The sequence below is a fragment of the Ascidiimonas aurantiaca genome, from assembly GCF_037646345.1.
GTDB classification, from domain to species: Bacteria; Bacteroidota; Bacteroidia; order Flavobacteriales; family Flavobacteriaceae; genus Ascidiimonas; species Ascidiimonas aurantiaca.
Map to the genome: position 1 here is coordinate 86,647 of NZ_JBBEWR010000012.1, position 26,516 is coordinate 113,162.

The following is a 26,516-nucleotide window of genomic DNA, read 5'->3' on the forward strand; positions in this document are numbered from 1 at the left end:
AAGAAACCTTACATTTATGAAAAAATATGTAATCCTTATAGGCATCTGTACGCTCCTGTTTAGCTGTCAGGAAGAAAGTACTATTAGTTTTGTCAATAAAGAAGTATCTTCAGAAAAATGTGAAAACTGCGCTGAGGTTCAGATCTCTTATCCTGAAGCAGCCGCCGGCTCAGATGTGGCTACTGCCATTAACACCGCTATTGAAGAACACATTATTTTCCTGTTAAACTACACGGAAGAAAACACCCCTGACTCTGTTGAAAGGGCTATTTCTGATTTTACTTACTCTTATGAGGTTTTGCGATCAGAATTTCCTGAAACTCCAGCATGGGAAGCAGATATTGAAGGCCGTATATTATATAGAGACGACTTTATAATATGTATTCAGGTAGATAGTTACCTTTTTACAGGTGGTGCCCACGGTTATGGCGCTACCGCATTTATGAATTTTGATCCCGAAACGGGAATTCTGCTGCAGCCTGATGATATTTTTAGTGACTTACGGGGTTTTACAGAACTGGCAGAAAAAAAATTCAGACAACAGGAGAATATCCCTGATGGTGCCAATATTAACAGTACCGGCCTCATGTTTGAAGATGATGTTTTTGTGTTACCTGAAAATATTGGTTTCACCTCCGAAAGCATACTTCTGGTATATAATCAGTACGAGATAGCATCGTATGCTGATGGCCAAAAGAAGGTTGAGATCCCCCTGAATAAGGTTCGTTCTTTCATGAAGCGCGAATAGCAACCAGCAGTTTTTCTATGCGCTCCAGGTGTAAACGATCATGAAAGGCACTAAAATCTGAAGCTTCTTCTACATTATGGATAACTTTTTTTATAGCTGTTTCATAAGGCGTAAACTTTTTAAAAACTCCGTTTTTATAATCGCTTAAAGTTTTTTCCAACGGTTTTAGAATATTGTTTTTAATTTCAGTAACCTCTTCGGGAGTAGTTTCGGTATCCGGAAAGCTCCCTCTTCCATACTTCTTTATATAAGACATGGGTATGTTTAGTGGCAATCGCGATAAGCCATATACCAGTTGCTGTTGAACAGTGATCAGGTGGGCTGTGTTCCAGAGTATATTATTGTTAAACCCTTGTGGAATAGCAGTAAGCTGCTCCAGGGTCAAATCGTTAGTAATAGCGTAAACTTTTTTTCGGTTTTCAATAGTTTTATATATGATACTTTCCATTTTTCAAAAACTGGTTTTTTAAAGAAAAACGTTATAAAAAATTGTTTTACAGGTATTCGCTTTCTGTCTCTTTAAATTTATTCTCATTTTTGCAAAGCAATTTATTCAATCTATTTCCATAATAGCATTATTTCTATGAAAAAAATATATTATTTAACTACGTGTGACACTTGTAAACGTATTATAAATGATCTCAATTTACCTTCTGATTTTGATTTTCAGGATATAAAAAGTACTCCTCTTACTAAAGAGCAACTGGAAGCTTTACATCTGCTTACCGGAAGTTATGAAGCTCTGTTTAGTAAAAGAGCCAGACTTTATAAAGAGCGTAAACTCAATGAACAATCGTTGACAGAGACCGACTATAAAAATCTTATTCTTGAGCATTACACTTTTCTGAAAAGACCGGTGATTATTTTTAATGATACTGTTTTTATTGGAAACAGTAAAAAAACCGTAGCTCAGGCCTCATCAGCCATCCATGAATAGAAGAACCCTAGCCATACTGGCAGCGACAGGCGCAAGTTCTATTTACGGGCTCAACCATGTTATCGCCAAAGATGTCATGCCGCTGTACATAAAACCTTATGGCTTCATACTGCTTCGCGTGTTAGGAGCGGCGCTTCTTTTTTGGTTATTTTCTATTTGGGCCCCTAAAGAACGTATTGCCAGAAAGCACTGGCCCAGGCTTATTGCCTGTGCCCTTTTTGGTATGGTGATCAATATGTTAATGTTCTTTAAAGGGCTAAGTCTTTCTACGCCAATTAACAGTGCGGTCATCATTACCATTACACCAATTATTGTATTGCTCCTTTCCGCTATTTTTATCAGGGAAAAAGTTTCGTTTCTTAAAACAGCAGGAATATTCATTGGTCTCGCAGGAGCCCTCACCCTTATTCTTTTCGGGACCGAAGTACGCAACGATGCCCCTAACATACCTCTGGGTAATACCTTATTTTTAGTAAATGCCGTAGCATATGGTATTTACCTTATCATAGTGAGACCCCTTACAAGAAAATATCACCCTTTTACTTTAATGAAGTGGTTGTTCTTAATTGCTGTTGTGATCAACTTCCCCATTACCATTAAAGAATTTCAGGAAGTGGCCTGGAGCAAACTACCGGTACATGCTATATGGAAAATGGCTTTCGTAGTCATTGGTACTACTTTTTTAACGTATTTACTTAATTTATTTGCACTTAAAGAACTAAAAGCTTCTACTATTGGGGCTTTCATTTACCTGCAACCCCTTCTCACCATCATTTTTGCGGCATTATTAGGAGCCGATTCGCTGAATATTGTAAAAGGACTGGCTGCATTTCTTGTGTTTGCAGGGGTATATCTGGTTACTAAAAAACCGGCTACATCACAATAAAGAAATATCAGGTCTCTTTTTTTAACCAAACATTTCTTCATTAAGTACCCATACAAAACCTGATGCCTTTTGTTTCACATATAAAAAACTAGGCATTCTTCACATCTTCAAGATGTACGGGAGCTTTCTGATCCTTACGGGTATCTTCTTTAGTAAGTATTCTAAAATCTTCTGGCCTTTCTGCTTCATCAAAAAGGCGCATCATTTCTTCGTGAAGAGGAATAAGCTTTCGGGTACCCAGATCAATCCAGCCACCCAGTATCTCACAGTGGGCAAAATTTCGGCCTTTGTGATCATAGTAATTATGCCTGAATTCAAAGAACATACCATCCTCGCTTAATCCGGCAAGTTCCAGCGAAACACGAATGGGTTTTCCCGAAAAAACTTCTTTAAAATAATAGATATGTTCGTGAAATACCACCGGGCCAATATTGTATTTTGCCAGCATGGACTGGTCAAAACCACAATCCATTAAAAAAGACATACGGGTGTGAGCCGCAAAGCTTATATAAGAAGCATTGGCCAGATGCCTGTTGGCATCAAGGTCATTCCATCGAATCTCAAATTCTTTAAAATACATGATACATTATTTTCTACAAAAGTAAAAAACAATTATTATGCATGCATAATTTTTTATCTGTTATAATATGCAGTAATATTAACCCGGAATACTATAGACATTTATACGGCCGGTTTTCCTTTAAGGCGTTTTTCAACAGAACGTTTTTTCTCTGTAAGACGTTTCATTAGCTCCATAAGACTGGCATCTTTATTCCTTTTATAGATCTCATTGATATCTAAAATAAACTGTCTTAATTTTCTTGATGCCACTATTCTCTCATCAGTGGTCCTGAATCGCAGTTTTTTCTTTTCATAAGCAACTGCTTCTGATATGGTATCTTTTTTCATAGCAACTTTACTTTACATAGCGTAAAAATAATAGTCAGACTTACATCACTCCAAATAAAAATGCGTTAAAAATGGGTTAAAATCGCCTTCTTTTCACACACAGCATCCTGGAAATCAAGTAAAAATCATAAGAAACCTCATGCACCTTTCATTATAAATGTTTACGAAAAAGCTTTTATGTAATTGCGAAGGTTACTATTTTTATAGACCCAATATGTATGTTAATGAATGAAAAGTTATTTGCCTTATATTTAGGCGGCCGTGCTCCCGGAAGTAATATAGAGCTGCACGATGTCGTATTTGTAACGGGAAAGAAAATTGAAGACACTTATACACAAATTCTTGATAAATGGTTTGGACCAGCGGATAAAGTTCACATTGATTCATGGATGGAACTCGATGTGATAGACGGATATCGGGTTACTCTTTCACATAAACCGTATGAAGGACCGGAAAAACTTTATTTCATTAATCTGGGAGCCTATCGCCCCGGAGAGTTTACAGAGCATCATGCCATCACCTTCCTGGTTGCCAAAACTCCTGAAGAAGTAAAAAAAAGGGCCAAAGCACAATTGTTAAAAGGATATGATTCTGTACATAAAGATGATCTCTATGCTATTGATGACTGCCTGGAAATAAAAAAAACAAACTCGTATTATGTGCATCTGACACCCTGCGACCAAAAAGCCAACCTGGTCCCAAACAACGGGTATTATGTGCTTCCCAGAAAAATCGTAAAAGAATATATAGAAAATACAGTTTCACAATGATCACAATATTTTTGCCCTTTACATACCAAATATCTATTTAGTTAGAATACCATGCCTGTTTTAAGATCACATTACAACCCTCCTTTGCCGTTTAAAAACGGACATTTCTCTACTATTTATTCGGGATTGGTAAGGCGTGTAGAAGGGCTTCATCCTGAGCGGGAACGCATCCTGCTTTACGATGGGGATTTTCTTGATGTTGACTGGCACTATTCCGGGAAAAGAACGCACCGACTTGCCATTGTACTGCACGGACTTGAAGGCAATGCCTCCCGGCCATATGTGCAGGGTGCCGCCAGAGCTTTTAACCTTCATGGGTATGATGCTTTAAATATTAATTTTCGTAGTTGCAGCGATGAACCCAATAAACTGTATCGTTCGTACCATTCCGGTGCTACAGAAGATCTTCAACAGGTAATAGAGCATGTGTTAAACCATCACTCCTACCATACAATCATCATCAATGGTTTTAGCCTGGGAGGAAATATCACCCTTAAATACCTTGGAGAACGGGAGAACCTCCCACCTCAAATCAAAGCCGGGATCGCTGTGTCTGTACCCTGCGATCTATACAGTGCCATGCTGGAGATACATTCCTTTAAAAACACTCTGTACGCCAGAAGGTTTAAAAAGAACCTCCTTGGCAAGCTTAAAATAAAACAACAGCAATTTCCGGACAAAGTTTCTGATAAAGACCTTTTGTCTATAAAAACATTGAAAGACTTTGATGACTTCTATACTTCCAGAGCACACGGTTTTAAGAATGCATTAGATTATTATGAAAAAAGCAGTTCCTTACAGTTTCTAAAAAACATAAAAACCCCGGCATATATTTTGAATGCAAGAAATGATTCTTTTCTCTCAGATGCGTGTTTTCCTGTAGAAGATGCTAAAGAAAATGCCTTTTTGCATTTGGAAATTTCAAAGTATGGAGGCCATGTGGGATTCTTCGAAAAAAATAATATTTATTACAACGAAAAACGATCGGTTGATTTCTTAAAATCCTTGAACTTATGAGCCGCAATCCTTATCTTTATACGCAAATTCCTTTTCAATGAAAAAACTATATCTCCTGGGTATTTCCTGTTTTATTTTTACACTTACCGGCTGTGGTAAAAAAGAAGAAAAAAAGCCGGGTTTTGAGTACCAGCGTACCAAAGAAGAGACCCCTAAGAAAAAAGAAGTTGCCAAAACACCTGTAGATCTCAACAACAAGGGAATTGGCCCCATAAAAGAATTAACTTTTGACGAGGCCATAGATCAGGAAATGGCGGCAAAAGGCGGCGCTGCCTTCACTCAAAAATGCACACAATGTCATTTGGCTAATCAGCGACTTATTGGCCCTCCCGTTGCCGGTGTTTATGAGCGTAGAAGCCCGGAATGGGTAATGAATCTCATGCTTAATCCGGAAGAAATGCTTAAAAAAGATCCCATTGCCAAAGCATTAATGGCAGAATACAATAATGCTATCATGACCAATCAGAACCTTACACAAGAAGAGGCACGGGAAATTGCAGAGTACCTTCGTACATTATAAAAAATCACCGGTTGCTCTGTAAGCATTCATAACGGTCAGGTATCCTTTTTCTCTGAAGAGACATTTTCATACTGCATCTCCAGAATACTCTTGTATTTTCTGGAATGTATATGTTAAAGAACAAAATATCCCATCCTAATTGGATTGTATATCAGGTAATAGAATATCTCATATATCTGTTTGTTGATGATAAATGGTCTAAGGGAATTTTACAGACCCGTTTGTTACCCAAACCATTTTCAAAAGCTTAAAATTTCTTTTTCTGAACTATTAAACTAAAGAGAATAGGCTTTACCACCGGTAGCATCCTGCAGATCAACACAACCTTTCTGTTCATCCGGAACAGGTTTATACGCAAGTAGCTCTTCGCCTACATACTCATGTGCCTTATACCCCAAAATTGCCAAACCCCGTATTGTGTTAAGAAAGTTATATACAAGGTCCTCTTCTTCCAAAGGCTCAGGGGGTATGGGAAGTTTACTGTCTTCCATAGTGTGCATTCCTATTTTAATAGAAAGTTCACGCTCTTTCTCCTTCGTTATTTTAAGATATTTGTCAAGAAAGGGTATAAGGTCTTCTTCCTGAATAGTGGTGATTTCTTCCTGTTCAGTAGCTGCTCTTAGCTTTCCTATGAAAGTTTTTTTACTAGTATTAAACACGCTAAGGGTGTTTGTTCGGAATACTTCATGAACAAAGGCATCAATAAAATGGGGAACATCGAGTTCAACAGCTCCGGGCGTATCGGTTTTAGGAATGATGATATCTGTTAGTGCATAGATTACATGGCCCTCTTCCTGAGTAAAGTTTACAGGTATCCATTTGGGTTGTGAAGTACAGCTTTGCACTATATTTAAAAGAGTAGGGGTTGCTATTACATACCCCATAGACAAACCTATTTGTTTTAATGCATCTCTTCTTTCCATAGTTTAAAAAATCAGATATTCATTTTTTTAAGTTCTTCTACGGCATGGTGGGCCGCTCTGGCGGTAAGGGCCATATATGTAAGGGATGGATTCTGGCAGGCCGCAGACGTCATGGCGGCTCCATCGGTAACATACACATTAGGTACATCATGTACCTGATTATGGGCATTGAGTACTGATGTTTTAGGATCTCTTCCCATACGGGCCGTTCCCATTTCATGAATACCTAGTCCCGGGGCTCCTATATCGTCCCAGGGAACAATGTCATCAAAACCGGCTTTGTCCAGCATATCCATAGCCTGTGCCACCATATCACGGCGCATATTTAACTCGTTTTCTTTAAACCCGGCATCAAAAGTAACCGTGGGCAATCCCCATTTATCCTTTTTATCATAATTAAGATACATACGGTTTTCATGATAGGGAAGGGTCTCACCAAAGCCCATAAGGCCCATTTTCCAGGCTCCGGGCGCCATCATAGCTTCCTTCAATTCTCTTCCGTAACTCAACTCACGAACACTCTGGGTCCAGTCTTCCCGACTGGCTCCCCCCTGGTAGCCATACCCTCTTAAAAAATCTTTACTGTTGGTCTGCCCTCCCAGGTTCCTGAATCGGGGAATATATATGCCATTGGGCCTTCTCCCGGTGTAATATTTATCTTCAAACCCTTTAAATTTGGCAATGGCCCCTGCTTTAAAATGATGATCCATAAGGTTGTGTCCCAGTTCACCGGAATCGTTACCCAGACCGTCAGGAAAACGATCTGACCTGGATTGGAGCAATATTGACGTGGAAGCTATCGCAGAAGCACAGACAAAAATTACTTTGGCATTAAACTCAAACATTTCATTTGTTTCTGCATCTATCACTTTAACACCTGTGGCGCGCCTGGTATCTTTATTATATGCTATTTCATAAACCACTGAGTTTACCCGCATCGTCATGTTTCCTGTAGCCTCTGCAGCAGGTAATGTAGAAGAATTGCTGCTAAAATATGCACCAAACGGGCAACCGCGCATACAGCGGTTTCGGTATTTACAACTAGATCTCCCCAATCCCGGTTTGCTACCCTCGGTAATATGGGCGGTTCTCCCTATGGTGAGTACCCTGTCATTATAGTTTTTGGCAATAGACTGTTTTAAATAATCTTCTACGCAGTTCAACTCCATTGGTTTTAAAAACTTGCCATCCGGAAGATGTGAAAGCCCCAGTTTTTCGCCACTTACTCCTATATATTCTTCTACATAATCATACCACGGTGCCAGGTCTTTATACCGTATGGGCCAGTCCACAGCCACCCCTTCTTTCTGGTTCGCTTCAAAATCAATGTCTCCCAGGCGGTAACTTTGCCTGCCCCATACCAAAGATCTTCCCCCTACGTGGTAGCCTCTTATCCAGTCAAACCTTTTATCCTCATTGTAGGGGTGTTCCAGATCGTTTACAAAAAAATGATGATGTGCTTCATTAGTAGTATATCCCGTTCGGTTTTGTTTAAGTTGTTTGGCAAGTTCTTCTTTGGGAAGCTCTCCTTTAAATTTAAAGTCCCATGGGTCAAGATGAGCCGTAGGGTAATTCTCAATATGTTTTACCATTCTTCCTCTTTCCAGCACCAGTGTCTTGAGCCCTTTTTCACAAAGCTCCTTAGCAGCCCAGCCGCCACTAACTCCCGTACCAATTACAATTGCATCGTATTCTTCTCTGGGTTTGCTGTAATAAAACATCTGAGATTATTTGGGATTTTTAGTTAATATTTACTCAAATATAGAAATTAATTTTTTATAAATTTATAGCTTATTTATTGACAATACCGAATGACATTTGCTTTAAAACTATAAAAAACCCAACAAATTATAAATAAAACAGAAAAATATGCAAAGAAGGAATTTTATTCGGGATACGGCACAGGCAAGTATAGCTTTATCGGTATTGGGTTGGGCCTCCTGCAAACAAAACACAAAAAAAAGTATAAACATAGTACAGGAACCTGATCATGATATAAAAACGGCTCCTTTTTTTACACTTTCCCTGGCCCAATGGTCTATACATAAAATGATCCTGGAAGATGGAATGGATCCTTTTGAATTTGCAGCTAAAGCAAAAGGCTGGGGTTTTAAAGGTCTTGAATATGTAAATCATCTTTACGCTTCGGCACTGGAAAAAAATACGAGTATCGCTGTTTCCATAGATCATCTTGTAAAGGAACTCAATAAAAGAAGCGAAGCACAGGGGCTTGAAAATCTTATCATTATGATAGATGGTGAAGGAGACCTGGGTACTGCAAATACTTCAGAACGCACTAAGGCTATTGAGAACCATTATAAATGGGTAGATGCTGCTGCCGGTCTTGGATGCCATTCTATACGCGTTAACCTGTTCGGGGAAGATACCCCAGATATCTGGAAAAGTGCTTCTGTAGATGCTTTAGGGAAACTTTCAGAATACGGAAATCAAAACGGAATAAATATATTAGTGGAAAATCACGGCTGGTTATCGTCAAATGCAAAGCTCCTGGCCGAGATCATACAGGAAGTAAACATGAGTAATTGCGGTACACTTCCTGATTTTGGTAATTTTTGTTTAAAGCGTGAAAACGGAGAGCGTTGGGGCGCCTCCTGTATAGAAGAATACGATAAATACCAGGGTGTACGGGAGCTCATGCCTTTTGCCAAAGCTGTAAGTGCCAAATCGTATGATTTTGATAACAACGGCAACGAAACTACTATTGATTATGTACGCATGTTACAAATAGTAAAGGATGCGGGATATAGCGGTTTTATTGGGGTGGAATATGAAGGATCTCGTTTGAGTGAAGAAGAAGGAATTACTGCCACCCGGGATTTATTATTAAAAGCATCAGAAAAACTAAACTAACCGTTTCTCTGATCAAACTCTCTGTATATTATGAAATCCTTTTTCCATTCATTATTTGATTATAACTATCAGGCCAACAAACGTCTCATAGAAATAGCCGAAAATAATTCTTCTTTTTCAGAAAAAGGAGTCATCTGGCTAAGTCATATTTTTAACGCACATCATATCTGGAATGCCAGAATTACCCAAAGTCCCATTACTTTTAATGTATGGCAACAACATCTTCCGGGAACATGGAATGATATCCATTATGAAAATCAGCGAAACTCTTTTGAGATCATCTCTACCAAAGAAAACTTTTCAGAAAGAATTGAATATAAAACTACCAAAGGAGAATTCTTTACCAATACACTGGAAGATATTCTGTTCCATATTATAAATCATTCTACGCATCATCGCGGACAAATTTTTTCGGAAATGAGAGCACAGGGTCTGGAGCCGCCTTTAAGTGATTATATTTTGTACAAACGCTAAATACTCTTCGTACGATGAATAAAACCATACAATTTCAACTTTCATTAATGATGTTTCTTGAGTTCTTTATCTGGGGAGGGTGGTTTGTTACCCTGGGCATTTACCTTCCCAATACACTTAAAACCAGCGGGGCCGAGACCGCTATGGCCTACTCTACTCAATGCTGGGGAGCTATTATAGCTCCTTTTATAATAGGGCTCATTGCCGACCGTTTTTTTAATGCCGAAAAAATTCTGGGACTCCTTCATCTGGCAGGGGCCTTTTTAATGTATCAGTTGGCCCATGCCGAAGACTTTGCCTCGTTTTACCCTTATGTTCTAGGGTATATGATACTGTATATGCCCACACTGGCCCTGGTAAACTCCGTTTCCTTTAATCAGTTAAAAGATCCGGCAAAACAATTTTCATATATACGTGTATGGGGAACCCTGGGCTGGATTGCTGCCGGCCTGGCCATAAGCTACCTTTTTAAATGGGACTCTGATGAGGCCGTTGTTTCCGGAATGTTAAAAAACACCTTTTTAATGACCGCCGTTGCTTCTGCCTTTCTGGGATTGTTCAGTTTTACTTTACCCAAAACCCCACCTAAGATTGAAAAGGGCGAAAAAGTTACCCTTAGTGCTTTGTTGGGGCTAGACGCACTAAAGCTGTTAAAAAACCGAAACTTTCTCATTTTCTTCATCGCTTCTGTATTTATATGTATCCCCCTGGCATTTTACTATCAGCATGCAGGACAGTTCCTAAATGAAATGGGAGTAGCCAACCCTACAGGAAAAATGACCATTGGACAAGCCTCAGAAGTAATTTTTATGCTTTTACTACCCTGGTTTTTTAAAAAGTTTGGTTTTAAGAATACATTAATCATAGGTATGCTTGCATGGACCCTGCGCTACCTGCTATTTGCATATGGCAATGCCGGAGAACTTGCTTTTATGCTTATTCTGGGGATTGCACTTCATGGTATTTGTTATGATTTTTTCTTTGTTTCCGGGCAAATATATACAGATAACAAAGCAGGCGAAAAATATAAAAGTGCCGCACAGGGACTTATTACCCTTGCTACCTATGGCGTAGGTATGCTTATGGGCTTCTGGGTGGCCGGAAAGATCACAGACCAGTTTGCCAGGCCTGATGGTTCACATTTATGGAAAGGCATATGGGTATATCCTGCTGCTTTTGCACTGGTAGTCATGATTGTTTTCATTATCTTTTTCAAGAACGAGAAAGTAGAATATAAAGCATCTTAAAATGAGAAAACTCAGAATGGGTATGATAGGTGGTGGCATAGGCTCCTTTATTGGCGATGTACACCGAAAAGCAGCCTTTATTGACGGACAAATAGAACTGGTATGCGGAAGCTTTAGCAGTACACCCGAAAGATCAAAAAAGTCCGGACAACAACTGTTTGTGCACAAAGACCGGTGTTATGACAATTATAAAGAAATGTTTATACGCGAGCAAAAGTTACCTGAAAATGAACGAATGGACTTTGTAGCTATCGTTACCCCGAACCATATGCATTTTGAGCCCGCAAAAATGGCTTTGGAAAACGGCTTTCACGTAGTATGTGACAAACCTATGACCCTTACGGTAACCGAAGCTGAGACTCTTCAAAAACTGGTTCAAAAAACAGGACTGCTGTTTGCACTTACGCATAATTATACAGGATATCCCATGGTGAAACAGGCAAGGGCCATGATCGCCCATAATAACCTGGGAAACATACGTAAAGTACAGGTACAGTACCTGCAGGGATGGCTTGCTACCGAAGTAGAAAAAACTGGCCAAAAACAGGCAACCTGGCGGGTAGATCCCAAAAAATCAGGCCTGGGAGGGGCCCTGGGCGATATAGGTACACATGCCGAAAACCTGGTGGAGTACATCACCGGTCTTAAAATGTTAGAAATAGCCGCAGATCTGGGCAAATTTGGTAAAGGCCGTTTGCTGGATGACGATGGCAACCTTTTATTGAGATTGGAAAACGGGGCCAAAGGCACCATGTCCTTTTCCCAAATAGCTACCGGAGAAGAAAACAATCTCTCTATACGGGTATATGGTGAAAAAGGGAGCATAGAATGGCATCAGGAAAACCCCAACCAGTTAATAACACGGTGGCTGGATAAGCCCAAAAAGATTTTTACACCCAATGGGCACAACCTCTATCCAGAAGCTATGGCTGCTTCCCGTATTCCGGCGGGCCATCCCGAAGGATATCTGGAAGGTTTTGCCAACATTTATAAAAGCTTTGCCAACCATCTAACCGCTGTTCTTGAAGGAAAAACCATAGAAAATCCAGATTACCCTTCCGTATCAGAAGGGGTGCGGGGTGTAAAGTTCATCCATACCGCTGTAGCCAGTAGCAAAGAAAATGCCTCGTGGAAACGTTTATGAAAAATGAAAAACATGAACATTGTGTAATGAATAGAAAACTGACTATAAAGTAGTTATTTCTATAAAGCGATAAATTGTAAAACTATGAAAACAATAAAAGGGCCCGCTATATTCCTGGCACAATTTACAGATAAAAAAGCCCCTTATAACAGTCTCGACGGACTTTGCAAATGGGCATCCGGTCTTGGATATAAAGGTATTCAGATCCCTACCTGGGAACATTTCCTCATAGACCTTGATAAAGCTGCCGAAAGCCAGACCTATTGCGATGAACTTAAAGGAACCATTAATGCCTACGGGCTGGAGATCACAGAACTCTCTACCCACCTGCAGGGCCAATTAGTAGCCGTTCACCCTGCTTACGACCCTATGTTTGATAATTTTGCTCCGGGCGCTCTTAAGAATAATCCGAAGGCACGAACCGAATGGGCCGTAGAAACCCTTAAAAAAGCAGCAGTAGCCAGCAGGCGCTTAGGCCTCAATGTACACGCTACCTTTTCCGGGGCACTTTTATGGCACACCTTTCACCCCTGGCCTCAGCGGCCTGTTGGACTGGTTGAAATGGGGTTTCAGGAACTCGCCAGAAGGTGGCTGCCCATACTCAATGTTTTTGATGCCAATGGTGTAGATGTCTGTTATGAAGTGCATCCCGGGGAGGATATTCATGATGGAGTTACCTTTGAACGCTTTCTGGAAGCCACAGGTAACCACACAAGAGTGAATATTCTCTATGACCCTTCACATTTTGTATTACAACAACTCGATTACATTGAATATATAGATCATTACCACTCGTTTATTAAAGCATTTCATGTAAAAGATTCAGAATTCAATCCTACCGGAAAAAAAGGTGCATTTGGCGGGTATCTCGATTGGCGCGACCGTGCCGGGCGGTACCGTTCTCCGGGAGACGGGCAGATTGATTTTAAAACCATTTTTTCAAAACTTACCCAGTACGGTTGTGACGTGTGGGCTGTTATGGAATGGGAGTGTTGTATAAAGAGTCCCGAACAGGGCGCCAGAGAAGGAGCTCCTTTTATAAAAAAGCATATCATTGAAGCTACACAAAAAGCCTTCGATGACTTTTCAGGGGCATCTATAGACAAAGAAAATCTAAGAAAAATACTGGGCCTGTAACCTCCTTTTAAAAAGGGAGCAGTAATCACCAGCTAAAAATCAGAAAGAGTGAAATATTTAAGTGTACTTGTTATGTTAATATTCCTGCTATCAGGTTGCCGGCAAAAACAGCCTGCCAGGGAAGAAAAAGCAAAAAAAACAACAGAAAAAACTATGTCTAACGAACCTGTAAAACCCGAAGAGACCGAAATATGGGAACCCGTACCCCCCGTTGTTTCCTTTTCCAAAACCCATGTCCCGTCAGATGCTATTATATTATTTGACGGTAATGACCTGAGCGCCTGGGAATCGATTAAGAATCCGGGGCAACCTGCACCCTGGAATATTAATGACGATGGGAGCATGACGGTAAAGAACGGAAGCGGAGATATTCAAACCAAACAAAATTTTGGAAGTATTCAACTGCATATTGAATGGAGAAACCCCGAAAAGCCCAGAGCTAACGGACAAAATCGCGGCAATAGCGGTATTTTTTTTCAGGATCGCTATGAAGTTCAGGTTCTGGACAGCTATCAGAATGAAACCTATGTAAACGGGCAGGCGGCTTCTGTTTACAAACAACATATTCCTTTAGTGAATGCCTGCAAACCTTCCGGCGAGTGGCAGAGTTACGACATTGTGTTCCATGCTCCCGTATTTGACCCTGAAGGCCGTAAAACAAGATCCGGAACACTTACTGTTTTTCACAACGGTGTGTTAGTACAGGATCATGTGGAAATCCTTGGAACCACAGAGTACATTGGATGGCCCAAAAATAAAGCCCATGGCGAAGCTCCTTTAAAACTGCAGGACCATAATGATGAAAGTGGCGTTAGTTATCGTAATATCTGGCTCAGAAAACTATAAAACGAACTCCTTTTACAAATTCTATACTCTTGTCAGTGTATTTAGCTTTCAGTTACCTTTATAATGAGGCAAACCAGATATATACTTATCTTTTTGTAACTAATTTTATATATTTTTTGTAAGTAAATTATTTATTTTTTAATTTAGTGGGTAACTCTGTACAGAGATTATAAGGTTAAAATTTTTTGAGCTTCAAGAATTTGTTTTCTGTTTAAGTAAAACACATCTGCTTTCCTGTAACTTTTCAGGGCGGGTGTGTTTTTTCTATTCAAATTTTCTAAAGTTCACGTTTTGTTTACCTTTGTGCTTACCATAATCATAACTCATGATACTATCTATGACCGGTTTCGGGAAGAAAGTGCTACAGCTTCCTTCCAAGAAAATCACTCTTGAACTTAAATCTCTTAACAGCAAAAGCCTTGATCTCAATGTACGCATGCCCTCTTTGTACCGGGAAAAAGAACTTGAGCTTCGCAATCTCATTGCCAAATCACTCACCAGAGGTAAAATTGACTTCAATCTTTATATTGACCTTAACGGAGATGAAACCGTAAGCCAGCTTAATGAAGGGGTGGTAAAAAGCTATATGAAGCAATTAAGGCAAATTGTAGATGCAGATGATGTAGAGCTTCTAAAAATGGCTATACGTTTACCGGATACCATGCGTACCGAAAGAGATGAAATAGATGAGGAAGAATACCAGGTCATAAAACAAGGGTTAAATGATGCCCTTACTGAAATACACAACTTTCGTGAAGCAGAGGGAAAAGCCCTGGAAAAAGACATGGCCCTTCGTATTCACAACATAGGTGAGCTGCTTGAAAAAGTGAAAGAGATAGACCCGGAGCGAATGAAACACGTACGCGAACGTCTTGATAAAGCTGTTGCAGAGATCAAAGAAAGTATAGATGAAAACCGATTTGAGCAGGAACTCATTTACTACCTTGAAAGATTTGATGTTACCGAAGAAAAAGTGCGTTTGGATAACCACCTCACCTATTTCACGGAGACATTACAATCTGCCGACTCCAATGGCAAAAAATTAGGTTTTATTACTCAGGAAATAGGCCGGGAGATCAATACTCTGGGGTCAAAGGCCAATTATGCGCCCATGCAGCAACTGGTAGTTCAAATGAAAGACGAACTGGAAAAAATAAAAGAACAAAGTTTAAACGTTCTGTAAGTTTTTAATACCATTGTTTCTTATGATGCAAAACGCACCATCTTCCGGAGGCAAGCTCCTTATTTTTTCAGCGCCTTCCGGCAGCGGCAAAACAACTATTGTCAGGCATCTGCTGCAATATCCCGAATTAAACCTCGAATTTTCAGTTTCCTGTACCACCAGAGCTCCCAGAGGTGAGGAAAAACACGGCGAGCATTATTATTTTTTATCGCTCGAAAATTTTAAACAACATATTAAAAACGGTGATTTTGTAGAGTGGGAAGAAGTATATAGAGACAACTTTTACGGTACCCTGAAAACCGAGGTAGAACGCATATGGGCGAAAGGGAAAAATGTTATTTTTGACATAGATGTTGCCGGCGGATTACGCATCAAAAAAAAGTTTCCCCAACAAACACTGGCCGTTTTTGTAAAACCCCCCAGTGTTGACGAACTCAAAATACGCCTTAAACAACGCAAGACCGAAAGCGATGATAAAATAAACATGCGTATTGCAAAAGCTTCTGTAGAGCTCGCTACGGCTCCGCAATTTGACAAAATTATTAAAAACTATAACCTCGATACAGCCAAGCAGGAAGCGTATAATATGGTCGCTGCATTCATTGGCCTCAAAAACGAGCTATAATACTAATATGAAAAAGGTAGGGCTATATTTTGGCACGTTCAATCCTATTCATGTAGGGCACCTTATCATTGCCAATCACATGGTTGAATTTAGTGATCTGGAGGAGGTATGGCTCGTAGTTACCCCACACAACCCTGTCAAGAAAAAAAGTTCTTTACTCGAAGATCATCATCGCTATCAAATGGTTTGGGAAGCTACCAAAGAATATTCAAAACTCAAACCCAGTAATATTGAATTCAATCTTCCGCAACCCAACTATACGGTTAAAACCCTTCTCCACCTGCAGGAAAGATACCCGCATATAATATTTTCACTTATTATGGGAGAAGACAATCTCAAGAATTTTCACAAATGGAAAAACTATGAGGCAATTCTGGAGAATCATCATCTTTTTGTGTATCCGCGTATCTCGAAAAACCAGATAGACCCCCGGCTGGAAAATCATTCGCATATTCATTATATCAAAGCCCCGGTAATGGAGATCTCTTCTACCTTTATACGAAAAAGTATTGGTGATGGTAAAAACATACGGCCGCTGTTACCTGAAGCTGTTTGGAAGTATCTGGATGAAATGAATTTTTATAAGAAAAAGTAGTAATACTCCTGTTAAATATACTTGGTTTAATATTCACTTAACACACTAACCGTACTACTTTTTGTACTTTTGGTATATGTTAAAAGCAAATAAGTAAGATGAATAATTTTGAGTTATATAACCCTGTAAAACTGTTTTTTGGAAAGGGAGAGATTGCACGTATTGAAGCAGAGATTCCTGAAAAATCCAAAATACTCATTTGCTATGGAGGGGGCAGTATCAAGAAAAATGGAGTATATGATCAGGTAAAAAGCGCCCTTAAGAACTTCAAAGTATTTGAGTTTTCAGGAATAGAGCCCAACCCGCGTTATGAAACCCTTATGAAAGCGGTAATGCTCATTAAAGAAAAGAAAATTGATTTTTTACTGGCCGTTGGGGGCGGAAGTGTGATTGACGGTGTTAAATTTATAAGTGCTGCCGCCAACTACGAAGGTATTCCGCTTGAGATACTGCTCAAACGAAAACGCATACAGGCTAACACCATTCCTTTTGGTACCGTTTTAACCCTTCCGGCTACCGGAAGCGAAATGAATTCAGGTTCTGTTGTTACCATTGAAGCAACGCAGGAGAAATTACCTTTTGGCGGGCCCGCCCTGTTCCCCAAATTTTCCGTTTGCGACCCCACTGTAGTAAGTTCGCTTCCCAAAAGACAACTCCAAAATGGGGTGATCGATGCCTTTACACATGTTATGGAGCAATACCTTACCTATAAGCATCATGCCTATTTGCAAGATCGTTTTAGCGAAAGTATTTTAAAAACATTGATCCAGATAGGGCCGGATGTTATTTTAAAACCGCAGGATTATCATGCTGCTTCTAATTTTATGTGGTGTTGCACTATGGCACTTAACGGGCTTATTCAGAAAGGGGTACCCAGTGACTGGGCCACACATATGATAGGACACGAACTTACCGCACTTTATGAAATTGACCATGCGCGCACTCTCGCCATTATCGGGCCCAATCTATACAAGGTGATGTTTACCGAGAAAAAAGAAAAACTCGCACAATACGGCCGTGAAGTATGGAACCTCAACGAAAAAAATGACGAAGAAAACGCACGTAAGGCCATTGAAAAAACCATTGACTTTTTTCATTATCTGGGAGTAGATACCCGCCTGTCGGAATATACCGAAAATTATAAAGAAACCGGCGATTTTATCAAGAATCGCTTTGAAGAACGCGGATGGAATCACCTTGGCGAAAACCAAAGTGTTACCCCCGAAAAAGTTAAGGAAATCGTAGAGTTAAGTTACTAGTTTTCAAATAATATAAAACAGAAGATCGGCCGTTTGCCGATCTTTTTTATACAGGCTTAAAAGAAAAACCACCCTCATGCTTTAGCAATAAGGGTGGCTTCCCAAACTAAATAACCAACCAAAAAAAATCAACTAACCTTTATCTTAATATTTTTTCTTTCACTTTTTCTTTCAACGTTCATTGTTCGTAATGAAGTTGCTTTTCGCTTCCTGGGAGTTCCGTTTTTAAGGTAGGTAATAAACCCTCTTCCTGTAAACTCATATAACGTACCCGAAGCCGGGTGCAACAATTCAATCGTTCTGTCATCTATAACGACCAGTTCAAAGAAATCATTGTTCAAAAAATCATAATCTAGTGTTAAAGTCTTTACGTAAGGGTCTCCCTGCACATGGAACACTTCATAGAACCCTTCATAATCCCAAAATATAGTATCAATTCTCGTGCCATTTTGATCTATAGAAGACCTAAAAACATCTCCGTTCCCACCTTCTATTAAGAATTGAAGGAAGTTTTCAGCATCAAATTCGTTCAGGGCACCAAAATCGCTCGTAAATGTTTTTTCCCAAGCCGCATATTCCTGCAGGAAATAGTGAATATTATCATAGAACAACAAATCATAATCAAATTCATTTCGTTGATATCCTGTAAGGTAGTAAGACGTATTTGAGGGGCGGTGATATATTCTCAAACGATCGTGACCCAATTGAAATACTTCCAGTCGCCAAAAGCCATCTATATCATGCTGTACCTCCAGGGTTGTTCCCAAAGTATTGTATCCTCCTATATCAATCCCAAGCCCGTTTCCGGTACTTCCAATACCTACCAGGTTGTTATTGGCGAGGAGTACTCCAAAATCAAACGAAACAGTAAATGCAGTTTGCAAAAAAGGTATTTCGCCCGGTCCTGTAGTTTCGTTAATGTTTACGTACCAAAGGTCATACGAAGTAAGTAATTGGTTAAGCGTGATGGCAGGTTCAGGAATAGGACCTTCTTCTACAATTACTTCATTGTAACAGGAACTCACGCCTACACTTACTAAAAACAGTATCCATAAATGTTTAAATGTTTTCATAATCGTTTCGTTTAAAGTTCATTTTATACTAAACAAGCACTGTGCCAAAATACTTAACCATCTAATAATCAAACCGTAATGCCTTAGCTGTTTTTTTGATTACTTTTGAACCGCGAATCTTGTTTTATGGATGACTCAATTAAGTTTGCGGTTTTTGGCGGTGGAAGCTGGGCAACCGCTATTGTGAAAATGTTAACCTCCAATCTTGACCAGGTTGGATGGTACATGCGAAACGTATATGCTAAAGAACATATTCTTAATGCAAAGCACAACCCCAATTACCTCAGTTCGGTAGAATTTCATACGGAGCGGCTTTTTCTCAGTACCGATATAAATGAAGTAGCCAATTGGGCAGATTATCTCATTTTTGCCATCCCTTCTGCCTTCCTGCACGATGAACTTCAAAAGTTGAAAGTCCCCATTCAAAGTAAAGTGATTTTTTCAGCCATTAAGGGGATCGTCCCCCAAACGGGGCTTATTGTTGGTGAACACTTTCATAAAGAATATGGCATATCATATGAGAATATAGGGGTCATTACCGGGCCATGCCATGCCGAAGAAGTAGCTCTTGAAAGGCTTTCCTATCTTACTATTGCCTGTGCAAATGAGCAAAAAGCCGGTATTATGGCAGATAAATTAAAAAACCACTATATCAATACAAAAATCACCGATGATATTATAGGTACCGAATATGCTGCCGTTCTCAAGAACATATATGCTATTGCTGCCGGAATAGCGCACGGTCTGGGCTATGGCGATAACTTTCAAAGTGTTTTAATGAGCAATGCCATTAGAGAAATGCGTCGTTTTATAAAGCGTATTCATAAAATGAAACGCAATATTAATAACTCGGCTTATTTGGGAGATCTTCTGGTTACCGGCTATTCGGTTTTTAGCCGAAACCGCATGTTTGGAAATATGATAGGAAAAGGATATACCGTTAAAAGCGCTATGATGGAAATGAATATGGTTGCCGAAGGTTATTATGCCACAAAGAGTGCTCATCTCATCACAGAAAAGCAAAAACGGAAAACGAAAACCCCTATCATTGATGCCGTATATGCTATTCTTTACGAAGGGAAAGAAGCAAAACAGGTGTTTAAAAAGCTCACTGAAAAACTGGACTAAGCACCTCAGGTATATCGTACTTTACGAAGAATACGCAATGCTTCTTTTAACGAAGCATAAATGGTTTTATCATAATCCTTGACCAGCCAACGGTATTCTTCAAGCATGAACTTAGCGCCTTCAAAACCATTTAAGTAACAAATTAAATACGTATCAGGAATGTTTTTCATAAAGTCATGGTCTGATTTTGTGAAGGGTATTTTTTTTTGCAACTTTTCCATAAGTGCATTACTGGCATTAAAAAGATGATACAAGGTCTTTTTATCATACCGGGGAGGCTCAAAGATTAGTGTAGAATTAATTTTATAGGTGCCGTTATCATTAAAATCAATAACCACCATTTCCAGCGGATAATATCTTTGGTTTCCATCAAGTCCCAATCTTACATATTCTGTTGTAGTAAACGAATGGTCGTTAAATGTGATCTCTACCTCATCCAGTGCCGAATAGAACAACTGTACTCTTTCATTAATAAGTTCAATATCTACCCGTGAATAATATACGCTTTCTTTTTTGCTCTTTTTAACACCAGCCCAACACACCACAAACTGCTCTTTAAAAACTTTATAACTGGATTCCAGATCTTTATGCCGGTAATTAATAAAGTCAATAACACCGTCCAAAGTAAGTTCTATATTATTACGGGCATTTTGCTCAATTGCTTCCACAATTTTAGAATTGGTATCCTGTATTACAATATCAAATACCTTTGGCATACTCATACTACCATCTCTAAAAAAAACACTTCCTCCCCAGTATTTCCATATATTTTTGCGAAGAGCGCATAATTTCCCCGTAGAACGTATGGTTACCAAACCTACTACTTTCCCCTCAGGCAAATCGGGAAAAGGAATGTTCTCATAACTAATAATGGGAGCATTTTCAAGATAGGCATTTACCAGGTTCTGTATTTTACTGTCATCAAAGAAATCTACCCCAACAATTTCATTGTCTTCATCTTCTACACCTACTACAATATATGAGTTGTTTTTCGGGTTTGAATTGGCAAGTGCACAAATGTGTTTAAGAAACTTTGCTTTCCCTTCTTTTTCACTAATGTTTATAAACCTCTTTTTGTCGTAAAAACTGTTCTCATCATTATGAGCCAAAAGGTATTTTACCAAAAGACGTTTATTGATCATGATACGGGACAAAATTGAACCTGTAGAAATATCGGTTGAGGGTTTCCCAACCGAGTACCTAAATTACAAAACTATTTGCAAGGAGAAGGTGTTTTTAACCAGAGATGTTAACAAACAGTTTTTGAAAAGAAGCGGGAAATATCTATAAAAATGTAAATTTGAATAAATGCCAATGAACAATGCGATGGACTCTGAAAGCTGCCCCTGATACTGAAAAAGTACAAACGCTTGCAAAGGCTCTGGGAACCGATACAATTATAGCCTCACTTCTGGTACAAAGGGGTATAGAAACCTTTGAACAGGCCCGAAAATTCTTTAGGCCTTCCCTGGACGATCTACACGATCCTTTTCTTATGAAAGATATGGATAAAGCAGTAGAGCGCCTGCAGGAAGCATTTCAAAACGGGGAAAACATACTGGTATTTGGCGACTATGATGTTGATGGTACAACAGCAGTCTCATTACTGTATTCATATATACGGGAGTATCATGAAAATGTAGCTACTTATATTCCCGACCGATATGATGAAGGCTATGGAATTTCCATTAAAGGAATTGATTTTGCCAGCGACAATGATATTTCATTAATCATTGCGCTGGATTGTGGTATAAAAGCTATAGATAAAATAGAATATGCTACACAAAAAGGCATCGATTTTATTATATGCGATCACCACAGGCCTGGGGAACGTATTCCTGATGCAGTTGCTGTTCTCGACCCTAAACGCGAAGACTGTGACTATCCTTATGATGAACTTTGCGGCTGTGGAATAGCATTCAAACTTGTACAGGCCCTGGCCCTCACTAACGGAGAAGAATTTACCGGTCTTACCCCCTACCTGGACCTGGTAGCCACAGCCATTGCAGCAGATATCGTACCTATTACCGGCGAGAACAGAGTCCTTACACATTTTGGGTTACAGGTGCTCAATCAAACACCCAGAGCAGGGATCGCAGCGCTGGTCACTCCGGCAAAAAAGAAAAAGCTTTCTGTAACTGACCTCGTTTTTATAATTGCTCCCCGTATAAATGCAGCCGGGCGCATGAAACATGGGCAGCACGCGGTTAATTTACTTACTTCAACCGATTTTGCCGTGGCGGCTCAATATGCCCTGGAAATAGAAGAGTATAACCAGGATCGCAAAGATAAAGACCGGCAAATAACACGGGAAGCACTTGAGCAAATTGAAACCAACAATGAGCAGGAGCGGTTTACCACGGTAGTATATAATGAAGAATGGCACAAAGGTGTAATTGGGATCGTAGCTTCCAGATTAACCGAAACCTATTACCGCCCCACACTGGTGTTTACCCGCTCCGGTGAAAAACTAGCCGCTTCGGCGCGATCTGTAAAAGGTTTTGATGTATATAGTGCCATTGAAGCCTGTGAAGATGTACTTGAACAGTTTGGCGGACATAAATACGCAGCAGGCCTTACACTAACAGAAAACCAATACCTGGCTTTTAAAGAAAAGTTTGAGCAAACCGTTTCACAAACCATTAATCCTCAACTACTTGTTCCTGAAATTACTATAGATGCTATTTTGCAACTAAAGCAAATAACTCCAAAATTTTATCGCATCCTCAAACAATTTGGTCCTTTTGGGCCCGGAAATATGACCCCCGTATTTCTCGGTGAAAATTTACAGGATACCGGCTTCGGCAAGACCGTTGGCGAAGAAGGAAAACACCTTAGAGTAACCGTAACCCAAACAGGATACGGAGGAGCTCCCCTGGGAGGTATTGGTTTTAATTTGGGAGAAAAACTAGGGCAAATTAGCAACAAAAAGCCTTTTTCTGCCATTTTTTCAATAGATGAAAATGAATGGAACGGCCATACTTCGTTACAACTCAAAATAAGGGACCTGCGATGAGTGAAAATGAGAATTATTAAGTCGTGTTCAAAAAAATAAAATGATTCTATTTAGAATTGTTCTAAACTATTGTATATTTGAAGGTCTAAAAGCCAAATGATGAACGATATTATTCCCATTTATCACAATAAATATGGAATTTCATTCCGATGGAAACGAACCATAGGCTATAAAGATCCTGATAAAGTTCAATTGGTATTCAGAGAAATGGGTTTTTACTTTTCGGTAAATCAGTTAAAAGATTTTTTGTACTTCACTCAACAATCCCGAAAACATACGGATTATTGCAACTGTGACGTAAAAGAGCAGGCCCGATGCATTTTACTTAAAACACCTTCATCGCACATTGAACTTGCTGTAAATAGCGTAGAACTAGACCAAATTGAAGACCTTTTGCAGGGTACCCTATTCCATCTTTCACTTAATAACCTGTTGGTAGAAAAAGGATTGTTTTAGGAAGCTCCAAAAACCTAAAATTTTTTGAGTTCTAAATTTTCTCCATCAAAAACACCGTAGGTGTAATACCCTATCCAGTCTCCCAGATTAACATATAGACTGTTTTTTCCCAGGTCTATTTCCATGGGAAGGTGGCGATGTCCAAACACAAAAAAATCATAGGGTTTTTGCTGTAGTTTACGCTTGCAATACAAAATGAGCCATTCGTTTTCTTCACCCATAAATTTCACATCTTCTTCTCCGGAGATCAATTTGTTTTTCACCGAAAGGTATTGTGCCATTCGCACGCCAATATCTGGATGTAACCATCTGAAAAGCCATTTCGCAACAGAGTTGGTAAACACTTTTTTCATGCGTTTGTACCCTTTATCTCCGGGGCCGAGTCCGTCACCATGGCCCACCAAAAATTTTTTATTGTTAAAGGTAAATTCCTGAGGTTGATGAAATACCGGGATGTTTAGCTCCTGCTCAAAGTATCCGTTCATCCAAAGATCATGATTCCCCACAAAATAGTACACGGGAATACCACTATCGGTTATCTCAGCCAGTTTTCCCAGAGTTCTGGTAAAGCCCTTGGGCACAACGTATTTGTATTCAAACCAAAAATCAAACAGGTCTCCCAGTAAAAAAATAGCTGCTGCATCTTCTTTCACTGTATCCAGCCAGTTTACAAATTTGTGCTCTCTGGGTAAACTCTTTTCAAAGGTTGGGGCCCCAAGATGATTATCTGAAGCGAAGTATATTTTTTTACCCAAAGGAACTGTAAACTCCATATGCAAACATTAATGGTGTAAAGATATAAGAATTGCTATACATACCGGGCCTAAAACCAAGATTAACATGTGTATTCAGTGAGCATTTTTCAAATACTTATTCCGAAATTTCAACACCAGTGCACCGGCCCGAATAAGCATCCAAACGGCAAACGCTATCCAGATACCATGTAACTTCAGGTTCATAGCATCTGTTATCAGTAACGCCGGGGTAAACCCTAAAAAGGTAGCTGCCAGTAAAACATTACGCAAATATTTTGCCTCTCCCAACCCTTTAAATATTCCGTCAAACATAAAAGCAATGGCATTTAGGGGCTGCATGACCAGTACAATCCAGAAAACAGAAGTAAACAGTACCAGTACCGTAACTTCTTTTGTAAATATAGTTCCTATTTCATTATAAAAAACACCGCATATACTCATAAGCAGCAGGGCGATGACCACTGCGTATTTTGAAATGTCAATACTAAGGAGCCAGAGCCTTCGATAGTCTTTTGCTCCCAGTAATCGCCCGGAAATGGCGTTTCCCGCATTGGCATATCCATCTACAAAAAATGAAAAGAACAACCATATATTCATCAAAATACTTTGTGCGGCAATATAGGATTTTCCATAACCGGTGGCATACGCATTGGCAAGGTAAATAGCAAAATTGAGTGCGGCAGTACGAATAAAGAGATTAAGGCTCATAAGCAGTAATACTTTCATTTGAGGATTGATCTTCATACGTAACCGCAATGAAAGATCGGTTTTTCTGAAAAAGAACCCAAATGCCATTATGAGCATAATGAACTGAGATACAACACTGGCCCATGCGGCTCCTTTAAGATGCATAGACGGAATAAAGCCTTCTATTCCATATACAAGCATATAAGTGAGAACAACATTGATCATGGCGCCGGTTAGGCTGCATTTCATGGCCCATAGTGTATTTTGCAAACCTCTGAAGATCCCGAACAGGGCAAAAGTTACCAGGGTAAGCGGATATCCTAACGCTCGAATACGATAGTAATCTGTTGCATATTCAAGAATAAGCCCTTCTGCATTATAAGCACGAAAAATAGCCTGTGCCATAAAAGCAGTAGTTATATAAATTACCAGACTGAAAAGAAAATTAAACATAATGGCCTGCGGGATCAAAGTTCTTACCGCATGAAGCCGTTGTGCTCCCATATGCTGGGAGACAATGGCCGAAATGGCCGTTTTGGTCTGGGCAACAATCCATATAATAGCCGAAAGGAATGAACCTACAATGCCCGCTGCGGCAAGGGCTTCTACAGGGTGCTGTTCTACATTACCTATTATTGCAATATCTGTAAGTGAGATAAGTGGCTCTGCCACTCCGGATACAATGGCAGGTAAGGCCAGACGATTGATCTCTTTAAAACTTATTTTATGTTTCAAAAACCACAGGTTTTAAATATATGGCAAAGGTACTAAGGCTGTACAGCATATAAAATTTAAGTTCTCATAATTTGTTTAAAGGAATATCTTCTGGCGTTCTATTGTTTTAAGCTGTCAGACTTCCGTCATGATATAGAAACACCTTAAATTCGTATTTTAAAACCTGATGTACACTATTATGATAAATACCAAACCCTATTACGCTGTTATCTTCACTTCTTTGTTACATAAAAATGATCCTGATTACAATGTGATGGCCCAAAAAATGATGGCGTTAGCAGGTGAGCAACCCGGCTTTCTTGGTGTGGAAAGCGCCCGTAACGACATTGGTATTACGGTAAGCTACTGGAAAGACCTCGCTTCTATTGTAAACTGGAAGCGGCATACCGAACATATAGCCGCTCAACAAAAAGGTATAAAAGACTGGTATAAATGGTATAAAGTACGTATTTGTAAGGTAGAACGGGAATATGAGTTTTCAAAAAAAGAATAAAATCTTCATACTCTAACGTTTTAGTTACCCTACATTCTCTGTCAGGCTTGCTGCCCTGCTTTTAATGATTTAAATTTAAACA

29 protein-coding genes are annotated in these 26,516 nt (G+C 39.5%); 20 read left to right on the forward strand and 9 right to left on the reverse strand.

The features are described from left to right. The first annotated feature begins 16 nt into the window (after positions 1 to 16). Positions 17 to 748 (forward strand): DUF3298 and DUF4163 domain-containing protein, encoded by a 732-nt coding sequence (locus WAO84_RS12925; RefSeq protein ID WP_340066287.1) that lies wholly within the window; start codon positions 17 to 19, stop codon positions 746 to 748. Here WAO84_RS12925 and WAO84_RS12930 read toward each other — a convergent pair. Then, positions 732 to 1,196 carry a DinB family protein gene (locus WAO84_RS12930; RefSeq protein ID WP_340066288.1) on the reverse strand — a complete coding sequence of 155 codons (465 nt, stop codon included), beginning with the start codon at positions 1,194 to 1,196 and terminating at the stop codon, positions 732 to 734. The two genes, WAO84_RS12925 and WAO84_RS12930, sit on opposite strands and share 17 nt — an antisense overlap. 135 nt (positions 1,197 to 1,331) lie before the next feature. Between WAO84_RS12930 and WAO84_RS12935 the strand changes: the two genes are divergently transcribed. Both WAO84_RS12935 and WAO84_RS12940 read left to right on the forward strand, forming a co-directional pair. Next, on the forward strand, positions 1,332 to 1,685 hold the full coding sequence (locus WAO84_RS12935; protein WP_340066290.1) for an arsenate reductase family protein: 354 nt from the start codon (positions 1,332 to 1,334) through the stop codon (positions 1,683 to 1,685). Further along, positions 1,678 to 2,571, forward strand: a complete 894-nt coding sequence (locus WAO84_RS12940) for a DMT family transporter (RefSeq protein ID WP_340066292.1) — start codon at positions 1,678 to 1,680, stop codon at positions 2,569 to 2,571. The genes WAO84_RS12935 and WAO84_RS12940 overlap by 8 nt, the downstream gene beginning before the upstream one ends. Positions 2,572 to 2,659: 88 nt before the next feature. Here WAO84_RS12940 and WAO84_RS12945 read toward each other — a convergent pair whose 3' ends face one another. Beyond that, entirely contained in the window at positions 2,660 to 3,151 is a 492-nt protein-coding gene (locus WAO84_RS12945; RefSeq protein WP_340066293.1) for an acyl-CoA thioesterase, read from the reverse strand. A gap of 101 nt (positions 3,152 to 3,252) precedes the next feature. Continuing rightward, positions 3,253 to 3,480, reverse strand: a complete 228-nt coding sequence (locus tag WAO84_RS12950) for a hypothetical protein (protein ID WP_340066295.1) — start codon at positions 3,478 to 3,480, stop codon at positions 3,253 to 3,255. Between the two features lie 224 nt (positions 3,481 to 3,704). Between WAO84_RS12950 and WAO84_RS12955 the strand changes: the two genes are divergently transcribed. The 3 genes from WAO84_RS12955 to WAO84_RS12965 are packed head-to-tail and all read left to right on the forward strand — an operon-like array spanning position 3,705 to position 5,787. After that, positions 3,705 to 4,250, forward strand: coding sequence for a DUF1543 domain-containing protein (locus WAO84_RS12955; protein WP_340066297.1), 546 nt, complete (start codon positions 3,705 to 3,707; stop codon positions 4,248 to 4,250). Positions 4,251 to 4,301: 51 nt separating this feature from the next. Then, a complete protein-coding gene (locus WAO84_RS12960) occupies positions 4,302 to 5,267 on the forward strand; it encodes a YheT family hydrolase (protein WP_340066299.1) in 966 nt (321 codons plus the stop codon). 37 nt (positions 5,268 to 5,304) lie between these two features. Then, entirely contained in the window at positions 5,305 to 5,787 is a 483-nt protein-coding gene (locus tag WAO84_RS12965; RefSeq protein ID WP_340066300.1) for a c-type cytochrome, read from the forward strand. A 275-nt stretch (positions 5,788 to 6,062) separates the two neighbouring features. Here the strand turns inward: WAO84_RS12965 and WAO84_RS12970 are convergent, their stop codons facing one another. Together WAO84_RS12970 and WAO84_RS12975 are read right to left on the reverse strand one after the other, a co-directional pair. After that, the gene (locus WAO84_RS12970) at positions 6,063 to 6,710 is read right to left on the reverse strand and encodes a gluconate 2-dehydrogenase subunit 3 family protein (protein WP_340066301.1); all 648 of its coding nucleotides are present in this window, start codon (positions 6,708 to 6,710) and stop codon (positions 6,063 to 6,065) included. A gap of 11 nt (positions 6,711 to 6,721) precedes the next feature. Continuing rightward, on the reverse strand, positions 6,722 to 8,431 hold the full coding sequence (locus WAO84_RS12975) for a GMC oxidoreductase (RefSeq protein WP_340066303.1): 1,710 nt from the start codon (positions 8,429 to 8,431) through the stop codon (positions 6,722 to 6,724). A 148-nt stretch (positions 8,432 to 8,579) separates the two neighbouring features. Between WAO84_RS12975 and WAO84_RS12980 the strand changes: the two genes are divergently transcribed. The 10 genes from WAO84_RS12980 to WAO84_RS13025 all read left to right on the forward strand — a co-directional run bounded on the left by WAO84_RS12980 (position 8,580) and on the right by WAO84_RS13025 (position 18,091). After that, positions 8,580 to 9,581, forward strand: a complete 1,002-nt coding sequence (locus WAO84_RS12980) for a sugar phosphate isomerase/epimerase family protein (RefSeq protein ID WP_340066305.1) — start codon at positions 8,580 to 8,582, stop codon at positions 9,579 to 9,581. A 30-nt stretch (positions 9,582 to 9,611) separates the two neighbouring features. Further along, positions 9,612 to 10,055 (forward strand): DinB family protein, encoded by a 444-nt coding sequence (locus WAO84_RS12985; protein WP_340066306.1) that lies wholly within the window; start codon positions 9,612 to 9,614, stop codon positions 10,053 to 10,055. A gap of 14 nt (positions 10,056 to 10,069) precedes the next feature. Then, the gene (locus WAO84_RS12990) at positions 10,070 to 11,302 is read left to right on the forward strand and encodes a nucleoside permease (RefSeq protein WP_340066307.1); all 1,233 of its coding nucleotides are present in this window, start codon (positions 10,070 to 10,072) and stop codon (positions 11,300 to 11,302) included. 1 nt (position 11,303) lies between these two features. Next, positions 11,304 to 12,446, forward strand: a complete 1,143-nt coding sequence (locus WAO84_RS12995) for a Gfo/Idh/MocA family protein (RefSeq protein ID WP_340066309.1) — start codon at positions 11,304 to 11,306, stop codon at positions 12,444 to 12,446. Between the two features lie 84 nt (positions 12,447 to 12,530). After that, positions 12,531 to 13,583: a sugar phosphate isomerase/epimerase family protein gene (locus WAO84_RS13000; protein WP_340066311.1), complete on the forward strand. Its 1,053-nt coding sequence runs from the start codon at positions 12,531 to 12,533 to the stop codon at positions 13,581 to 13,583. A 48-nt stretch (positions 13,584 to 13,631) separates the two neighbouring features. Then, positions 13,632 to 14,429, forward strand: coding sequence for a 3-keto-disaccharide hydrolase (locus tag WAO84_RS13005; RefSeq protein WP_340066313.1), 798 nt, complete (start codon positions 13,632 to 13,634; stop codon positions 14,427 to 14,429). Between the two features lie 325 nt (positions 14,430 to 14,754). Next, positions 14,755 to 15,612 carry a YicC/YloC family endoribonuclease gene (locus tag WAO84_RS13010; RefSeq protein WP_340066314.1) on the forward strand — a complete coding sequence of 286 codons (858 nt, stop codon included), beginning with the start codon at positions 14,755 to 14,757 and terminating at the stop codon, positions 15,610 to 15,612. Between the two features lie 22 nt (positions 15,613 to 15,634). Continuing rightward, positions 15,635 to 16,237: a guanylate kinase gene (gmk, locus tag WAO84_RS13015; protein WP_340066315.1), complete on the forward strand. Its 603-nt coding sequence runs from the start codon at positions 15,635 to 15,637 to the stop codon at positions 16,235 to 16,237. A gap of 7 nt (positions 16,238 to 16,244) precedes the next feature. After that, entirely contained in the window at positions 16,245 to 16,832 is a 588-nt protein-coding gene (gene nadD, locus WAO84_RS13020) for a nicotinate (nicotinamide) nucleotide adenylyltransferase (RefSeq protein ID WP_340066316.1), read from the forward strand. A gap of 98 nt (positions 16,833 to 16,930) precedes the next feature. Next, positions 16,931 to 18,091, forward strand: coding sequence for an iron-containing alcohol dehydrogenase (locus tag WAO84_RS13025; RefSeq protein WP_340066317.1), 1,161 nt, complete (start codon positions 16,931 to 16,933; stop codon positions 18,089 to 18,091). A gap of 128 nt (positions 18,092 to 18,219) precedes the next feature. On the opposite strand, the gene WAO84_RS13030 is transcribed toward WAO84_RS13025, so the two are convergent. Beyond that, positions 18,220 to 19,164: a nicotinic acid mononucleotide adenyltransferase gene (locus WAO84_RS13030; RefSeq protein WP_340066318.1), complete on the reverse strand. Its 945-nt coding sequence runs from the start codon at positions 19,162 to 19,164 to the stop codon at positions 18,220 to 18,222. Between the two features lie 126 nt (positions 19,165 to 19,290). Here WAO84_RS13030 and WAO84_RS13035 point away from each other — a divergent pair, with 126 nt between their 5' ends. Further along, a complete protein-coding gene (locus WAO84_RS13035; RefSeq protein ID WP_340066319.1) occupies positions 19,291 to 20,292 on the forward strand; it encodes an NAD(P)H-dependent glycerol-3-phosphate dehydrogenase in 1,002 nt (333 codons plus the stop codon). A gap of 5 nt (positions 20,293 to 20,297) precedes the next feature. Here WAO84_RS13035 and WAO84_RS13040 read toward each other — a convergent pair whose 3' ends face one another. Beyond that, positions 20,298 to 21,434, reverse strand: a complete 1,137-nt coding sequence (locus WAO84_RS13040; protein WP_340066320.1) for an ATP-binding protein — start codon at positions 21,432 to 21,434, stop codon at positions 20,298 to 20,300. A 179-nt stretch (positions 21,435 to 21,613) separates the two neighbouring features. Between WAO84_RS13040 and recJ the strand changes: the two genes are divergently transcribed. Next, positions 21,614 to 23,308 (forward strand): single-stranded-DNA-specific exonuclease RecJ, encoded by a 1,695-nt coding sequence (gene recJ / locus WAO84_RS13045; protein ID WP_340066321.1) that lies wholly within the window; start codon positions 21,614 to 21,616, stop codon positions 23,306 to 23,308. 96 nt (positions 23,309 to 23,404) lie between these two features. Beyond that, positions 23,405 to 23,764 (forward strand): hypothetical protein, encoded by a 360-nt coding sequence (locus WAO84_RS13050; RefSeq protein ID WP_340066322.1) that lies wholly within the window; start codon positions 23,405 to 23,407, stop codon positions 23,762 to 23,764. 14 nt (positions 23,765 to 23,778) lie between these two features. On the opposite strand, the gene WAO84_RS13055 is transcribed toward WAO84_RS13050, so the two are convergent. Together WAO84_RS13055 and WAO84_RS13060 are read right to left on the reverse strand one after the other, a co-directional pair. After that, on the reverse strand, positions 23,779 to 24,537 hold the full coding sequence (locus WAO84_RS13055) for a UDP-2,3-diacylglucosamine diphosphatase (RefSeq protein WP_340066323.1): 759 nt from the start codon (positions 24,535 to 24,537) through the stop codon (positions 23,779 to 23,781). A gap of 75 nt (positions 24,538 to 24,612) precedes the next feature. Next, complete coding sequence (locus WAO84_RS13060; RefSeq protein WP_340066324.1) at positions 24,613 to 25,941, reverse strand: MATE family efflux transporter; 1,329 nt, start codon at positions 25,939 to 25,941, stop codon at positions 24,613 to 24,615. Between the two features lie 178 nt (positions 25,942 to 26,119). Between WAO84_RS13060 and WAO84_RS13065 the strand changes: the two genes are divergently transcribed. After that, positions 26,120 to 26,434, forward strand: coding sequence for an antibiotic biosynthesis monooxygenase family protein (locus WAO84_RS13065; RefSeq protein WP_340066326.1), 315 nt, complete (start codon positions 26,120 to 26,122; stop codon positions 26,432 to 26,434). Positions 26,435 to 26,516 lie beyond the last annotated feature (82 nt).

Excerpts from the sequence above, each read along its gene's own strand:
- WAO84_RS12985 (WP_340066306.1), top strand. The coding sequence starts at position 9,612 with ATGAAATCCTTTTTCCATTCATTATTTGATTATAACTATCAGGCCAAC.
- WAO84_RS13025 (WP_340066317.1), top strand. The coding sequence starts at position 16,931 with ATGAATAATTTTGAGTTATATAACCCTGTAAAACTGTTTTTTGGAAAG.
- WAO84_RS12930 (WP_340066288.1), bottom strand. The coding sequence starts at position 1,196 with ATGGAAAGTATCATATATAAAACTATTGAAAACCGAAAAAAAGTTTAC.
- WAO84_RS12945 (WP_340066293.1), bottom strand. The coding sequence starts at position 3,151 with ATGTATTTTAAAGAATTTGAGATTCGATGGAATGACCTTGATGCCAAC.
- WAO84_RS12965 (WP_340066300.1), top strand. The coding sequence starts at position 5,305 with ATGAAAAAACTATATCTCCTGGGTATTTCCTGTTTTATTTTTACACTT.
- WAO84_RS12990 (WP_340066307.1), top strand. The coding sequence starts at position 10,070 with ATGAATAAAACCATACAATTTCAACTTTCATTAATGATGTTTCTTGAG.
- WAO84_RS12960 (WP_340066299.1), top strand. The coding sequence starts at position 4,302 with ATGCCTGTTTTAAGATCACATTACAACCCTCCTTTGCCGTTTAAAAAC.
- WAO84_RS12950 (WP_340066295.1), bottom strand. The coding sequence starts at position 3,480 with ATGAAAAAAGATACCATATCAGAAGCAGTTGCTTATGAAAAGAAAAAA.
- WAO84_RS12955 (WP_340066297.1), top strand. The coding sequence starts at position 3,705 with ATGAATGAAAAGTTATTTGCCTTATATTTAGGCGGCCGTGCTCCCGGA.
- WAO84_RS13065 (WP_340066326.1), top strand. The coding sequence starts at position 26,120 with ATGATAAATACCAAACCCTATTACGCTGTTATCTTCACTTCTTTGTTA.
- nadD (WP_340066316.1), top strand. The coding sequence starts at position 16,245 with ATGAAAAAGGTAGGGCTATATTTTGGCACGTTCAATCCTATTCATGTA.
- WAO84_RS12925 (WP_340066287.1), top strand. The coding sequence starts at position 17 with ATGAAAAAATATGTAATCCTTATAGGCATCTGTACGCTCCTGTTTAGC.
- WAO84_RS13030 (WP_340066318.1), bottom strand. The coding sequence starts at position 19,164 with ATGAAAACATTTAAACATTTATGGATACTGTTTTTAGTAAGTGTAGGC.
- WAO84_RS13010 (WP_340066314.1), top strand. The coding sequence starts at position 14,755 with ATGATACTATCTATGACCGGTTTCGGGAAGAAAGTGCTACAGCTTCCT.
- WAO84_RS12935 (WP_340066290.1), top strand. The coding sequence starts at position 1,332 with ATGAAAAAAATATATTATTTAACTACGTGTGACACTTGTAAACGTATT.
- WAO84_RS13055 (WP_340066323.1), bottom strand. The coding sequence starts at position 24,537 with ATGGAGTTTACAGTTCCTTTGGGTAAAAAAATATACTTCGCTTCAGAT.
- WAO84_RS13000 (WP_340066311.1), top strand. The coding sequence starts at position 12,531 with ATGAAAACAATAAAAGGGCCCGCTATATTCCTGGCACAATTTACAGAT.
- WAO84_RS12980 (WP_340066305.1), top strand. The coding sequence starts at position 8,580 with ATGCAAAGAAGGAATTTTATTCGGGATACGGCACAGGCAAGTATAGCT.
- WAO84_RS12940 (WP_340066292.1), top strand. The coding sequence starts at position 1,678 with ATGAATAGAAGAACCCTAGCCATACTGGCAGCGACAGGCGCAAGTTCT.
- gmk (WP_340066315.1), top strand. The coding sequence starts at position 15,635 with ATGATGCAAAACGCACCATCTTCCGGAGGCAAGCTCCTTATTTTTTCA.
- WAO84_RS12970 (WP_340066301.1), bottom strand. The coding sequence starts at position 6,710 with ATGGAAAGAAGAGATGCATTAAAACAAATAGGTTTGTCTATGGGGTAT.
- recJ (WP_340066321.1), top strand. The coding sequence starts at position 21,614 with ATGCGATGGACTCTGAAAGCTGCCCCTGATACTGAAAAAGTACAAACG.
- WAO84_RS13050 (WP_340066322.1), top strand. The coding sequence starts at position 23,405 with ATGATGAACGATATTATTCCCATTTATCACAATAAATATGGAATTTCA.
- WAO84_RS12975 (WP_340066303.1), bottom strand. The coding sequence starts at position 8,431 with ATGTTTTATTACAGCAAACCCAGAGAAGAATACGATGCAATTGTAATT.
- WAO84_RS13040 (WP_340066320.1), bottom strand. The coding sequence starts at position 21,434 with ATGATCAATAAACGTCTTTTGGTAAAATACCTTTTGGCTCATAATGAT.
- WAO84_RS12995 (WP_340066309.1), top strand. The coding sequence starts at position 11,304 with ATGAGAAAACTCAGAATGGGTATGATAGGTGGTGGCATAGGCTCCTTT.
- WAO84_RS13035 (WP_340066319.1), top strand. The coding sequence starts at position 19,291 with ATGGATGACTCAATTAAGTTTGCGGTTTTTGGCGGTGGAAGCTGGGCA.